At 65.0% G+C, this 12850-nt stretch carries 12 protein-coding genes and 1 tRNA gene; 5 read left to right on the forward strand and 8 right to left on the reverse strand.

The window, feature by feature from the left end; translation table 11 throughout:
* Positions 1 to 174: 174 nt before the first annotated feature.
* From AC1Q6P_RS00370 to cysS, 6 genes are all read right to left on the reverse strand, one after another.
* Positions 175 to 267 (reverse strand) — tRNA-Ser (locus AC1Q6P_RS00370).
* 51 nt (positions 268 to 318) lie between these two features.
* A complete protein-coding gene (locus AC1Q6P_RS00375) occupies positions 319 to 1590 on the reverse strand; it encodes an aspartate kinase (protein WP_492663875.1) in 1272 nt (423 codons plus the stop codon).
* A 131-nt stretch (positions 1591 to 1721) separates the two neighbouring features.
* Positions 1722 to 3101 carry a tRNA lysidine(34) synthetase TilS gene (gene tilS, locus AC1Q6P_RS00380; RefSeq protein WP_492663876.1) on the reverse strand — a complete coding sequence of 460 codons (1380 nt, stop codon included), beginning with the start codon at positions 3099 to 3101 and terminating at the stop codon, positions 1722 to 1724.
* Between the two features lie 63 nt (positions 3102 to 3164).
* Positions 3165 to 4136 (reverse strand): acetyl-CoA carboxylase carboxyltransferase subunit alpha, encoded by a 972-nt coding sequence (locus AC1Q6P_RS00385; RefSeq protein ID WP_102767159.1) that lies wholly within the window; start codon positions 4134 to 4136, stop codon positions 3165 to 3167.
* Positions 4137 to 4213: 77 nt separating this feature from the next.
* Entirely contained in the window at positions 4214 to 4867 is a 654-nt protein-coding gene (locus AC1Q6P_RS00390) for a DNA-3-methyladenine glycosylase family protein (protein ID WP_492663877.1), read from the reverse strand.
* Positions 4868 to 4869: 2 nt separating this feature from the next.
* A complete protein-coding gene (cysS, locus tag AC1Q6P_RS00395; RefSeq protein WP_492663878.1) occupies positions 4870 to 6249 on the reverse strand; it encodes a cysteine--tRNA ligase in 1380 nt (459 codons plus the stop codon).
* A 238-nt stretch (positions 6250 to 6487) separates the two neighbouring features.
* On the opposite strand from cysS, the gene AC1Q6P_RS00400 reads away from it, so the two are divergent.
* The 5 genes from AC1Q6P_RS00400 to AC1Q6P_RS00420 all read left to right on the forward strand — a co-directional run bounded on the left by AC1Q6P_RS00400 (position 6488) and on the right by AC1Q6P_RS00420 (position 9976).
* Positions 6488 to 7075 (forward strand): tetratricopeptide repeat protein, encoded by a 588-nt coding sequence (locus tag AC1Q6P_RS00400; protein WP_492663879.1) that lies wholly within the window; start codon positions 6488 to 6490, stop codon positions 7073 to 7075.
* A gap of 124 nt (positions 7076 to 7199) precedes the next feature.
* A complete protein-coding gene (locus tag AC1Q6P_RS00405) occupies positions 7200 to 7841 on the forward strand; it encodes a peptidylprolyl isomerase (protein ID WP_102767163.1) in 642 nt (213 codons plus the stop codon).
* Positions 7838 to 8344, forward strand: a complete 507-nt coding sequence (locus AC1Q6P_RS00410; protein ID WP_271009826.1) for a peptidylprolyl isomerase — start codon at positions 7838 to 7840, stop codon at positions 8342 to 8344. Before AC1Q6P_RS00405 ends, AC1Q6P_RS00410 begins: the two co-directional genes overlap by 4 nt.
* A gap of 85 nt (positions 8345 to 8429) precedes the next feature.
* Positions 8430 to 9161 (forward strand): UDP-2,3-diacylglucosamine diphosphatase, encoded by a 732-nt coding sequence (locus tag AC1Q6P_RS00415; protein ID WP_492663880.1) that lies wholly within the window; start codon positions 8430 to 8432, stop codon positions 9159 to 9161.
* Positions 9161 to 9976 carry a M90 family metallopeptidase gene (locus AC1Q6P_RS00420; RefSeq protein WP_492663881.1) on the forward strand — a complete coding sequence of 272 codons (816 nt, stop codon included), beginning with the start codon at positions 9161 to 9163 and terminating at the stop codon, positions 9974 to 9976. The genes AC1Q6P_RS00415 and AC1Q6P_RS00420 overlap by 1 nt, the downstream gene beginning before the upstream one ends.
* 102 nt (positions 9977 to 10078) lie before the next feature.
* Here AC1Q6P_RS00420 and clpA read toward each other — a convergent pair whose 3' ends face one another.
* Both clpA and clpS read right to left on the reverse strand, forming a co-directional pair.
* A complete protein-coding gene (gene clpA / locus AC1Q6P_RS00425; RefSeq protein WP_102767167.1) occupies positions 10079 to 12397 on the reverse strand; it encodes an ATP-dependent Clp protease ATP-binding subunit ClpA in 2319 nt (772 codons plus the stop codon).
* Entirely contained in the window at positions 12394 to 12750 is a 357-nt protein-coding gene (gene clpS, locus AC1Q6P_RS00430; protein WP_171825978.1) for an ATP-dependent Clp protease adapter ClpS, read from the reverse strand. Before clpS ends, clpA begins: the two co-directional genes overlap by 4 nt.
* Between the last annotated feature and the right edge of the window lie 100 nt (positions 12751 to 12850).

A 12850-nucleotide genomic window follows, 5' to 3' on the forward strand; every position in this document is an offset into this window, starting at 1 on the left:
CCCATCAGCACAGCCCGGCACCGCAAGGCGGCCGGGCTTTTCTTTTGCGCCCACTGCTCAGATGAATAAGAAAATCGAGCGCACAAAGCAAAAACCCCTGATCAGCTTTCGCTCATCAGGGGTTTCGCATTTTTGCAGCGTCTGTTTTCGACTTTGCAGTCTGCCAACTTCAGCTGGCGGAGTCGGAGAGATTCGAACTCTCGATGCAGGTTTTGCCCACATACTCCCTTAGCAGGGGAGCACCTTCGGCCACTCGGTCACGACTCCAGCGTAGCCTTGCATTCTATACGAAGAATTTCAGGCTTCGCAAGAACTTCTTCAAGATTTTTCGTCTTGGTCCAGATCGAAGGCCTTGTGCAGCGCGCGCACGGCCAGCTCCATGTACTTCTCGTCGATCACGACCGAGGTCTTGATCTCGCTGGTGGAGATCATCTGGATGTTGATGCCCTCTTCGCTCAGCGCGCGGAACATCTTGGAGGCCACGCCGACATGCGAGCGCATGCCGATGCCGACGATGCTGACCTTGCAAATGCGCGGATCGCCGACCACCTTGGAGGCATTGGTGGCGGGGCCGACCTTGGTCTCCAACAGCTCCAGCGTGCGGGCGTAATCGTTGCGCGGCACGGTGAAGCTGAAGTCGGTCTTGCCGTCATGCGAGACGTTCTGGATGATGACGTCGATGTCGATATTGGCATCGGCCACCGGGCCCAGGATCTGGAAGGCAATGCCCGGCTTGTCCGGCACGCCCAGCAGGGTCACCTTGGCTTCGTCACGGTTGAAGGCAATGCCCGACACGACGGCTTGTTCCATTTTCTCGTCCTCTTCAAAACTGATCAGGGTGCCGGACTTGGCTTCCTCGTTGAAATCGATGTCCCAGGGCGTGAAGCTGGACAGCACGCGCAGCGGCACGCGGTACTTGCCCGCGAACTCGACCGAGCGGATTTGCAGGATCTTGGAGCCCAGCGAGGCCATCTCCAGCATCTCTTCGAAGCTGATGGTGTGCAGGCGGCGGGCCTCCGGCACGATGCGCGGGTCGGTGGTGTAGACGCCGTCCACATCGGTGTAGATCAGGCACTCATCGGCCTTCATGGCCGCAGCGATCGCCACGGCCGAGGTGTCCGAACCGCCACGCCCCAGGGTGGTGATGTTGTTCTCTTCGTCGATGCCCTGGAAGCCGGCGATCACAACCACCTTGCCGGCGGCCAGATCGGCACGCACACGGGTGTCGTCAATGCTTTCGATGCGGGCCTTGGTGTAGGACGAATCGGTGGCCACCGGCACTTGCCAGCCGGTGTAGCTGACCGACTCCAGGCCCTCGGCCTGCAGGGCAATGGCCAGCAGGCCCACTGAGACCTGCTCGCCGGTCGAGGCAATCATGTCCAGTTCACGGTTCAGCGCGGCGCTGCTGCCGGCGGGCGCCAGCTCTTTGGCCAGGCCCAGAAGACGGTTGGTTTCACCGCTCATCGCCGAAGGCACGACCACCATCTGATGCCCGGCACGGGCCCATTTGGCGACACGTTTGGCGACATTGCGGATGCGCTCGGTCGACCCCATCGAGGTGCCGCCGTACTTGTGAACAATCAATGCCATAAGGGTCAGTTCGTCACGCGCGGAAAGGGTGGAAAACCCGGTCGGGTGGGGTGCGCCGCGGTCGCAGCCAAAGATTCTAGCTGCTGCATTGCAGCAATATGACGCCCTCCCCCGGGCCTGCGGGAGCCGGCTTACGCATCCGGCGGAGGCTCACTCTCACCCAGACGAAGCCAGCGAAGCTGTAGCTGCGGCACCCCCGGCGGGGCCCAGCTGCGGGCATCCAAACCCAGGCCCGGCGCGAACAAAACTTGCTGGGTATCGGCCCGCAGCAAGAGCGGCCCCTCGCGATGCCAGGCCGGCAGCGCCGCGCTCTGGTAGGCCTTCTTGAGACCGCGCGCCACCGCGCGCGGCTGGCGTTGAAACTGCTCGCCGCCCTGCCGAGCCCGCATGCAGACCTGGGCCAGGCATGCGGCCAGCACACCGCCATCACTCGCCGCCACGACCTCCCAGGCACCGCCCCAATCGGGCTGCGGATAGACGCCCGGCCGGCTCAAATCGAGCAGCTTCGCCTCACCGACCGGCGCTCCCGCCTGCAGCGCAGGCTGCCAGCTCAGATGCTCACGGTAAAGGTGCAAGACACCGGGGCCGCAGGGCCAGCTGAGGGTCGATTCCACGTCCTCGCGCGCCAGCAGCTCGGTGACACGACGTGCAGACGCGACCTGCCCGGTTTGCTGATGCAGCCAGGCCCGCAAGGCATTGCTGGCACGCGCCGGGCTGAGCGCTCGCAAGCCGGGCAGATGCAGGCCTTGCGGACCGAGCAAGCCCGGCAGGTCCTGCTCGGCCATCTCGCGCTGCAAGGCCAGCGCCTGCTGGGCCCACTGCGCACCCAGAGCCAGGCTGCGCTCGGCCGCAGGAAAAGCCTCCGCCAGCGCCGGCCAGACCTGCAAGCGCAGGCGGTTGCGGCTGTAACGTGGGTCGCTGTTGCTCTCGTCCTCGACATAGCTCAGGCCCTGCGCTTCGACGTAGGCCTCGATGGCTTCGCGGCCCTGCTGCAACCAGGGTCGGGCCCAAACCAGGCCACTGTGCCCCGCTCGCTGCTGCAAGCGCGGCATGCCCGCCAAGCCAGCCACGCCACCGCCGCGCAGGGCTTGCAGCAGCAGGGTTTCGGCCTGATCGCGCCGTTGGTGGGCCATGAGGATGAGCGTGGCGCCGGTCTCGATCGCCATCGCGGCCAAGGCGGCGTAGCGCCCCTCGCGCGCCCAGGCTTCGATGCTCTGTCCCGCAGCAGGCTCGCCGGCCAAGCGGCGGTGAAGGAACTCGACCGGCAGGCCTTGTGCCGCCCATTCCCGGCACAGCGTTTGCCCGTGCTGCACCCAGGCATCGGCTTGCGAGCTCAGACCGTGGTGGACATGGAGGGCCAGCACCTGCACAGGCGCCTCCAGCGTGCGATTCAGTACCTGGGCCTGGCGCGCCACGCAGTGAAGCAAGGCCGTCGAATCACGGCCGCCGCTGAAGGCCACGGCCACGCGCCGGGGCCGGGCCGGATCGACAGACTGCTTGGGATTCAGCACGGCCACACATCGCCCATGAAAAACGGGCCCCTCGGGGCCCGGTGTTCGCGATCCGCGGAGGGATCAGCGGCTCTTGGTGTCGCCAAAGCGGCCATAGGCCTGCAGACGCTCGTAACGGCGGTCCAGCAGCTCCTTGGGCTTGAGGTCGCTGACCTGGCGCAGGGCGTCGCTGAGGGCGCGCTTGAGGTTGGAGGCCATCTGCTTGTTGTCGCGATGGGCGCCGCCGACCGGCTCGTTGACGATCTTGTCCACCAGGCCCATGGCCTTCAGGCGGTGGGCGGTGATGCCCAGGGCGCTGGCGGCTTCCGAGGCGCGCTCGGCCGACTTCCACAGAATGGAGGCGCAACCTTCCGGCGAGATCACCGAATAGGCCGAGAACTGCAGCATCAGCACCTGATCGGCCACACCGATGGCCAGGGCGCCGCCCGAACCACCTTCGCCGATCACGGTGGCGATGATGGGCACTTCCAGCTGGGCCATCTCGAAGATGTTGCGGCCGATCGCTTCCGACTGACCGCGCTCCTCAGCACCGATGCCGGGGTAGGCGCCCATGGTGTCGATCATGGTGAAGACCGGCAGGCCGAACTTCTCGGCCAGCTTCATCAAACGCAGGGCCTTGCGATAGCCCTCGGGGCGCGGCATGCCGAAATTGCGCAGTGCGCGCTCTTTCGAATCGGCGCCACGCTGGTGGCCGATCACCATGCAGGCCTGGCCATTGAAACGGGCCAAGCCGCCGACGATGGCCGCGTCATCGGCGAAATGACGATCGCCGTGCAGTTCCTGAAACTCGGTGAAGACCTCGGCGCAGTAGTCCAGGGTCTGGGGGCGCTGCGGGTGCCGGGCGATCTGGTAGACCTGCCAGGGCTCGACGTTGGCATAAACGTCCTTGGTCAGCTGCAGGCTCTTCTTGGAGAGCCGGTCGATCTCTTCGGAGATGTCCACCGCCGATTCGCTTTGCACATAGCGCAGCTCTTCGATCTTGGTTTCCAGCTCCGCAATGGGCTGCTCGAACTCGAGAAAATGTTTTTTGCTCATCCTGCGATTTCGTGTCAGTGAGGAGGGTCCGGAGACGACTCAAGCCGCCATTTTACGGGAGGCGGGAGACGGGCGAATCAGGGCTGCACCGGGGCCGGATCGAGGCTGCGCCAAATGTACCATGTGGCCACCGAGCGGTAAGGCGCCCAGGCATCACCCAGCTCGCGCGCCTCGGCCCGCGACACCGGCTCGCCGGAAAAGTACAGATCGCTGATGCCCTTGATCAAGCGCGGATCGTCCAGCGGCAGCACATTGGGCCGCGTCAGGTGGAAGATCAGGAACATCTCGGCCGTCCAGCGGCCGATGCCACGGATGGCCACCAGCTCGTCGATGATGGCCTCGTCGTCCATCTGCGTCCATTGCTTGACATGGACCTGGCCGTCCTCGAAATGCTGGGCCAGATCGCGCAGGTACTCGATCTTGCGGGCCGACAGACCCGCGCCGCGCAGCGACTCGGTGGGCTGCGCCAGCAAGGCGGCCGGCTGAATCTTGGCGGCATTGCCGGGCAGCAAGGCCACGAACTTCTCCCAGGACGCCTGGGCCGACTTGGCCGAAATCTGCTGGCCGATGATGGAGCGGGCAAGGGTGGTGAAGGCATCGGCCCGGCTCTGCAGGCGGGCTTCGCCCCACTGAGGGATCAACTTCTTCAGCACCCGATCGCGCTTGACGAGATGGCGGCAAGCCTCATCCCAGTAGTCCGGGGTCACCCCGGCTGCATTGACGCGCACCACGCTCAGGCTCGCGACCAGGTGGTGCCAGCGGCGGAGTCCTGCAAGACGATGCCTGCGGCCAGGAGTTCGGCGCGGATGCGATCCGCACCGGCGAAATCACGCGCGGCCTTGGCGGCGGCGCGGGCTTCGATCTGCGCCTGAATGGCGGCTTCGTCCAAGCTGGCGCCGGCCTGCAAGTACTGGCGAGGCGGCTGCTGCAGCACACCGAGGGTGCCAGCCAGCTTCTTCAGCAAGGCCGCATCCGCCAGCGAGCGCGTGCGGTTCACCTCGCTGGCCAGCTCGAACAACACAGCCAGGGCGCCCGGGGTGTTGAAGTCATCGTCCATGGCCGCACGGAACGCCGCGGCACGCGGCTCGCTCCAGTCCAGCTCAGCCAGCTCCGGCACCTCCAACCCATCGAGCGCGGTGTAGAGACGGCGCAGCGCGGCGCGCGCGTCGTCCAAGTTGGCGTCGCTGAAATTGAAGGGGCTGCGGTAGTGCGTGCGCAGCATGAAGTAACGCAGGGTTTCGCCGTCGTAGGTCTTCAGCACATCCTGGATGGTGAAGAAGTTGCCCAGGCTCTTGGACATCTTCTCGTTGTCCACATTCAGGAAGCCGTTGTGCATCCAGACGTTGACGAAGGAGTGGCCCAACGCGCCCTCGCTCTGCGCAATTTCGTTCTCGTGGTGCGGGAACTGCAGATCCATGCCGCCGCCATGGATGTCAAAACGCTCACCCAGCAAGGCGCAGGACATGGCCGAGCATTCGATGTGCCAGCCGGGGCGGCCCAGGCCGTAGGTGCTGGCCCATTTGGCGTCCTCGGGCTCGCTCTCCTTGGCGGATTTCCACAGCACGAAGTCCAGGGCGTCGAGCTTGCCGTCGTCCACGGCCACGCGCTCGCCGGCGCGCAAATCGTCCAGCGACTTGCCGCTGAGCTTGCCGTAGCCGGGGAACTTGCGCACAGCGTAGTTCACATCGCCGTTGCTGGCACGGTAGGCCAGGCCCTTGTTTTCGAGCGTGCCGATCAGGTCCAGCATTTGGCCCACGTAATCGGTGGCGCGCGGCTCATGGGTCGGGCGCTCGACGCCCAAGGCGCCGATGTCGCGGTGCATGGCGGCGATCATCTCGTCGGTCAGTTCGCGGATGCTGATGCCGCGCTCGACCGCGCGCTTGATGATCTTGTCCTCGATGTCGGTGATGTTGCGCACATAAGTCACGCGGTAGCCCGAGGCCTTGAGCCAGCGCTGCACCACATCGAAGGCCATCATCATGCGGGCATGGCCCACATGGCAGAGGTCGTAAATCGTCATGCCGCAGACGTACATGCGCACATGGCCGGGTTCGATGGGAGCGAAAGGCTGGACCGAGCGGGTCAGCGTGTTGTAAATGCGAAGAGACGACATGGGTGCTTGAGCCAGGATTTACGCGCCGAGCCGACAAAAGACGTCAAAGTGGCTGGCGAGCCTGCGAGGCGCGCGGGGGCATGGGCTGCGGCCGGTTCGGCTTCAAGCGATGCTCACACTGCTTCGAAGGCCGGCCGGACGACTGTGGGCGGGCGCCGTAGAATGAGCCTCAGTATACCGGCAGGGTTCTGCAGCCAAGTCCTGGCACTTACCCGCCAAGCTGCCCCACTTGCGCCCCATGCCCGACCAAACTCTGCCCTCCCCCCTGCTTCCAACACCCCGCCGGCAGCCTCGGCTGCGGGCACGGCGGCCGCTCCTCACCGCACTGCTGACCCTCGGCCTGCTGGCACCGGCTTGGAGCCAGGCCAGCGAGCTGGACATCGCCCAGCGCCAATGGCTGGCCGGCCAGCGCCAGCAGGCCGTAGGCACGCTGGAAGCCGCCCTGAAGCAAACCCCTGACGAGCTGAAGCTGCGCTTCGCCCTGGGCGTGATGCGCATGGAAATGGGCCAGCTGTCCAGCGCCCAGCAGATCTTCATCCAGCTGACGGAAGACTTCCCCGACCTGGCCGACCCCTACAACAATCTGGCCGTCATCCATGCCGGCCAAGGCGACCTGGACCGGGCCCGCAATGAGCTGGAACAGGCCCTGCGCCTGCAGCCCAGCCACGCCCAGGCCCAGGAAAACCTCGGCGATGTGCTGCTGCGCCAGGCCTTGCGGGCCTACCAGCGCGCGCAAGAGGCCATGGCCGCCCCGTCGACCAGCCTGGCGCTCAAACTCAAGCGCACCCACGATCTCTTGCAGGAAGCGTCAAGCCGCAGCCGCTGAGCGGCCAGATAGACAAGACCTTTCATGAGCGAAGGCGTTGCCAGCCTGAAGCCGGCGGCGCACCGACAATCGCGCCGCTTCAATCCATTTCACAGACCCAAAGTTCCCCGGAGGAATGCGTCCCATGCCAAGGAATTTCGTGCAGTCCCTGAGCCGCCGCCTGGCCCTGTTCTCGCTGGCCGCCCTGGCCGTCTGCAGCGCCGAGGCCCAAGCCCCGCTGGCCACGCCAGCCTCGGCCGCGGCCGTGCCGCAAATCAACCCGACCGTGTTCGTGCGCCTGAGCACCAGCGAAGGCGAGATCCGCATCGGCCTGGATGCCGACAAGGCGCCCAAGACCGTGGCCAATTTCCTGCAGTACGTGAAGGCCGGCCACTACAACGGCCTGATCTTCCACCGCGTGATCGAGAACTTCATGATCCAGGGCGGCGGCTTCACCAAAGACCTGCAGCAGCGCCCGACCAAGCCGCCGATTCCGCTGGAATCGCGCAACGGCCTGAAGAACCTGCGCGGCACCCTGGCCATGGCCCGCACCAGCGACCCGAACTCGGCCACCTCGCAGTTCTTCATCAACACCGTGGACAACGCCTTCCTGGACGCGGACAACTCGCGCGACGGCAATGGCTACGCCGTCTTCGGCCAGGTGCTCGAAGGCATGGACGTGGTCGACAAGATCCGCGCCACGCCGACCACGGCCCAAGGCCCGCACCAAAACCTGCCGCAAACCCCCATCACCATCACCAAAGCCCTTGTGGAGCCCAAGAAATGAGCAAGATTGTTGAACTGCACACCAACCACGGTCTGATCCGCGTCGAACTCGACGACGTCAAGGCCCCGATCTCGGTCGCCAACTTCCTGTCCTATGTGAACAACGGCCATTACAACGGCACCGTGTTCCACCGCGTGATCAAGGGTTTCATGATCCAGGGCGGCGGCTTTGAAGTCGGCATGAAGCAAAAGCCGACGGCGGGCGAGATCCAGAATGAAGCCAACAACGGCCTGAAAAACGACCACTACACCCTGGCCATGGCCCGCACCAACGCGCCGCACTCGGCCACCGCCCAGTTCTTCATCAACACCACCAACAACGGCTTCCTGAACTTCAAGTCCGAGTCCTCGCAAGGCTGGGGTTATGCCGTGTTCGGCCGCGTGATCGAAGGCAAGGAAGTCGTTGACGCCATCGAGAAGGTCAAAACCGGCCGCTCGGGCTTCCATGACGATGTGCCGCTGGAAAACGTGGTCATCGAGCGCGCGGTCGAAGTTGCGGCCTGAGACGCCTTCTGCGGCGACAGCGCCGGCCGCAGCGGCGGCGGGGGCTGAACCCCGCCCTGCCCTGCCGGCCTTTGCCGAGCTGGACGTGCCCGCCGAGTGGCGCCGACTGGACTTTCTGTCCGACCTGCACCTCTCGCCGGACACGCCGGCCACCCTGGCTGCCCTGGCCGCCCATCTGCAGGACAGCAGCGCCGAGGCGATCTTCCTGCTGGGTGATATCTTTGAAGTCTGGATCGGTGACGACGCCCGGCACCAGGACTTCGAAGCCTCTTGCGTGGAGTTGCTGCACGCGGCCAGCCAGCACCACGCCCTGTTCTTCATGGCCGGCAACCGCGACTTTCTCGTCGGACCGGACATGCTGGCCGCTTGCGGCATGCAAGCCCTGGCCGACCCTACGGTGCTGAACGCCTTCGGGCAACGCTGGCTGCTCAGCCACGGTGACGCGCTCTGCCTGGACGACAAACCCTACCAGGCCTTCCGCGCCCAGGTGCGCGGCGCCGCCTGGCAGGCCGAATTCCTGGCCCGCCCGCTCGAAGAGCGCCGTGCCCTGGCCCGCCAGATGCGCGAGGCCAGTCAGGCCGGCCAAGCCGAGATGAGCGTGTACGCTGATCTGGACAGCGCCGCCTGCGTGCAATGGCTGCAAGCCTCCAACTGCAGCGACCTGATCCACGGCCACACCCATCGGCCGGCTCGGCACGAGCTGGCGCCGGGTCTGCGCCGCCATGTGCTGTCGGACTGGGATTTCGAAGGCGCAAAGCCACGCGGCGACCTGCTGCGCCTGCGGCACGCCGGCCTGCGCCGCATCGACCTGGCCTGATGGGCTGGCTGGGCCACGTTCTCGCGCGTTTGCAAGCGCTGCCCGGCGCCTGGCGCCAGCAACGCGAGCAACGCACCGTGGAGCGCCTGGCGATCCCCGAGCCGCTGTGGCAGCTGACCCTGCTGCGCTACCCATTTCTCGCCCAGCGCTCCGCCGAAGACCTGAACGAGTTGCGCCGCCTGTGCTCGCTGTTTCTTGACAGCAAAGAGTTCCACGGCGCAGCCGGCTTTGAAGTCAGCGATGAAGTCGCCCTGGCCGTCGCTGCACAGGCCTGCCTGCCGGTGCTGCGCCTGGGGCTTGCCTGGTACGACGGCTTCGTCGGCATCGTCATGCATGAGAGCGAAGTGCTGGCTCGGCGCGAGGTGATGGACGAAGACGGCATCGTCCACGCCTTTGACGAAGAGCTGGCCGGCGAAGCCATGGAAGGCGGGCCCTTGATGCTGAGCTGGCAGGCCATGGCGGCACACCCCGATCCCGCCCTGGACCCCGGCGACAGCATCTTCAACGTCGTCATCCATGAGTTCGCCCATGTGATCGACATGCGAGACGGTTGGGCCGACGGCGTGCCGCCCCTGCCCAGCCTGGCCGAGCGCGAGCGCTGGCTGGATGTGATCGAGCCCGAGTGGCAGGCCTTCTGCGCCCGCGTCGATGCCGGCGAAGCCACCCTGATCGACCCCTACGGTGCCGAGAGCCTGGAAGAGTTCTTCGCCGTGGCGGTGGAGGCCTTTTTTGTGGCGCCCACCGAGCTGCGCCAGGAGCAGCCTTCGCTGTACCGGCTGCTGGCCGGCTTCTTCCGGCAAGACCCGGCGGCCTGACGCTTCGAAACAGCGGCACACCCAATAAAAAGAAAAAGCCCCGAGACAGGCTCGGGGCTTGGGTGATTCGGGCGCCCGGCTCAGGGCGCCTCATCATCAAGCTCAGCTGGCCGTGGCCGGCTCCGCCTTGGGCTTGTTGTCCTTGGGCTTGCTCAGAGGCTGGATGTCCAGCTGGACCTCGCCAGCGCCATCGACATCCACTCCCAGACGACCGCCATCGACCAGGCGACCGAACAACAACTCGTCGGCCAAGGCGCGGCGGATGGTGTCCTGGATCAACCGCTGCATGGGGCGGGCGCCCATCAACGGATCGAAGCCCTTCTTGGCCAGCTGCTTGCGCAGCGCGTCGCTGAAGGTGACCTCGACCTTCTTCTCCTGCAGCTGGCTTTCCAGCTGCAGCAGGAACTTGTCGACCACGCGCATGATGATTTCCTCATCAAGCGCACGGAAGGACACGATGGCGTCCAGGCGGTTGCGGAACTCCGGCGTGAACAGACGCTTGATGTCGGCCATTTCATCGCCCTGCTGGCGCGAGTTCATGAAACCGATGCTGCTTTTGTTCATCACCTCGGCGCCCGCATTGGTCGTCATGATGATGATGATGTTGCGGAAATCGGCCTTGCGCCCGTTGTTGTCGGTCAGCGAGCCATGGTCCATGACCTGCAGCAGGACATTGAAGACATCCGGGTGGGCCTTCTCAATTTCATCGAGCAGCAGCACCGCATGCGGCTTCTTGGTCACGGCCTCGGTCAGCAGACCGCCTTGGTCGAAACCGACATAACCCGGAGGCGCGCCGATCAGGCGGCTGACCGCATGGCGCTCCATGTACTCCGACATGTCGAAGCGAATCAGCTCGATACCCAAGATGTAGGCGAGCTGCTTGGCCACCTCGGTCTTGCCCACGCCGGTCGGGCCGCTGAACAGGAAAGAACCGATCGGCTTGTCCGGCTTGCCCAGGCCGGAGCGCGCCATCTTGATGGCGGCCGCCAGGGCATCGATGGCCGGCTCCTGGCCGAACACCACGCTGTTCAGATCACGATCCAGGCTCTTGAGCTTGCTGCGGTCATCGCTGGATACGGATGCGGGCGGGATGCGCGCGATCTTGGCCACGATGTCTTCCACCTCGCTGCGCGTGATGGTCTTCTTCTGCTTGCTCTTGGGCAGGATGCGCTGGGCCGCGCCGGCCTCATCGATCACATCGATGGCCTTGTCCGGCAGGTGGCGGTCGTTGATGTACTTGGCCGACAGCTCAGCCGCCGCCTGCAGCGCACCCAGGGCGTACTTGACGTTGTGGTGCTCTTCGAAGCGCGACTTCAGACCCTTGAGAATCTCGATGGTCTGCTCGACCGAAGGCTCAGCCACATCGACCTTCTGGAAGCGACGGCTCAGGGCCGCGTCTTTCTCGAAGATGCCACGGTATTCGCTGAAGGTGGTGGCGCCGATGCACTTCATCGCGCCGGAGCTCAGCGCCGGCTTGAGGAGATTGCTGGCGTCCAGCGTGCCGCCCGAGGCCGCACCGGCACCGATCAGGGTGTGGATCTCGTCGATGAACAGCACGGCATGCGGCTGGTCCTTCAGCTGCTTGAGCACGGCCTTCAGACGTTGCTCGAAGTCACCGCGGTACTTGGTGCCGGCCAGCAAAGCGCCCATGTCCAGCGAATACACCACGGCTTCGGAGAGCACCTCGGGCACATCGCCCTCGGTGATGCGCCAGGCCAGGCCCTCGGCGATGGCCGTCTTGCCCACGCCCGCTTCGCCCACCAGCAGCGGGTTGTTCTTGCGACGGCGGCAGAGCACCTGAACCACGCGCTCGACCTCATGCTCGCGGCCGATCAGCGGATCGATCTTGCCGTCCTTGGCCAGCTGATTCAGGTTCTGGGTGAACTGCTCCAGCGGCGAGCCCTTGCCCTGACCTTCGCCCTCTTCGCGCTCGGTCTCGGCGCCCGCACTGCCCTCCTGCCCCTTGGGCGGCTCAGGAGGATCGGACTTCTTGATGCCGTGGGCGATGAAATTCACCACGTCCAGACGCGTCACGCCCTGCTGGTGCAGGTAGTAAACAGCGTGCGAATCCTTCTCGCCAAAGATGGCGACCAGCACATTGGCGCCGGTCACTTCCTTCTTGCCGCTGCCCGTGGACTGCACATGCATGATGGCGCGCTGAATCACGCGCTGGAAGCCCAGCGTCGGCTGGGTGTCCACCTCATCGGCGCCACCCACGGTCGGGGTGTTTTCCTTGATGAACTGCGTCAGGCTCTTGCGCAGATCGTCCAGGTTGGCCGAGCAGGCGCGCAGCACTTCGGCAGCGGAAGGGTTGTCCAGCAGGGCCATCAGCAAGTGCTCGACGGTGATGAACTCATGGCGCTGCTGGCGTGCTTCCACGAACGCCATGTGCAGGCTAACTTCAAGCTCTTGCGCAATCATGCGGCCTCCATAATGCACTGCAAAGGATGGCCGGCGCGCCTTGCGGCCGCCAGCACCAATTCGACCTTGGTCGCCGCAACGTCCTTGCTGAAGACGCCGCAGACCCCACGCCCATCGTGGTGGATTTTGAGCATGATCTGGGTGGCCGTATCCAGGTCATGTCGGAAATATTCCTGCAAAACCATGACCACGAACTCCATGGGTGTGAAGTCGTCGTTGAGCAGCAGCACTTGGTAGAGGCGCGGCGGCTCGGTTTTTTGCGTCAGACGCTCAACAGTGGTCGTACCGTCGGCATCTTCACGCCCGGGCGGCAATCCGGGTGGCATTGGCGGTTGACTGGGGAAATCTGGCATGGATTGATTCTATCGAGAGCCACCGATACCCGCTGGCCCTGCGAAATCCATCTTGCGCCGACTGGGGAGAAAACAAGAGTGAAATTAGACCCGCGCCCCG

It is taken from the genome of Roseateles sp. GW835-FHT13E02 (genome assembly GCF_058794035.1).

Bases quoted from the DNA above. Each gene is read 5' to 3' on its own strand.
- AC1Q6P_RS00375 (WP_492663875.1), bottom strand. From the start codon at position 1,590: ATGGCATTGATTGTTCACAAGTACGGCGGCACCTCGATGGGGTCGACC.
- AC1Q6P_RS00385 (WP_102767159.1), bottom strand. From the start codon at position 4,136: ATGAGCAAAAAACATTTTCTCGAGTTCGAGCAGCCCATTGCGGAGCTG.
- cysS (WP_492663878.1), bottom strand. From the start codon at position 6,249: ATGTCGTCTCTTCGCATTTACAACACGCTGACCCGCTCGGTCCAGCCT.
- AC1Q6P_RS00400 (WP_492663879.1), top strand. From the start codon at position 6,488: ATGCCCGACCAAACTCTGCCCTCCCCCCTGCTTCCAACACCCCGCCGG.
- AC1Q6P_RS00405 (WP_102767163.1), top strand. From the start codon at position 7,200: ATGCCAAGGAATTTCGTGCAGTCCCTGAGCCGCCGCCTGGCCCTGTTC.
- AC1Q6P_RS00410 (WP_271009826.1), top strand. From the start codon at position 7,838: ATGAGCAAGATTGTTGAACTGCACACCAACCACGGTCTGATCCGCGTC.
- AC1Q6P_RS00420 (WP_492663881.1), top strand. From the start codon at position 9,161: ATGGGCTGGCTGGGCCACGTTCTCGCGCGTTTGCAAGCGCTGCCCGGC.
- clpA (WP_102767167.1), bottom strand. From the start codon at position 12,397: ATGATTGCGCAAGAGCTTGAAGTTAGCCTGCACATGGCGTTCGTGGAA.
- clpS (WP_171825978.1), bottom strand. From the start codon at position 12,750: ATGCCAGATTTCCCCAGTCAACCGCCAATGCCACCCGGATTGCCGCCC.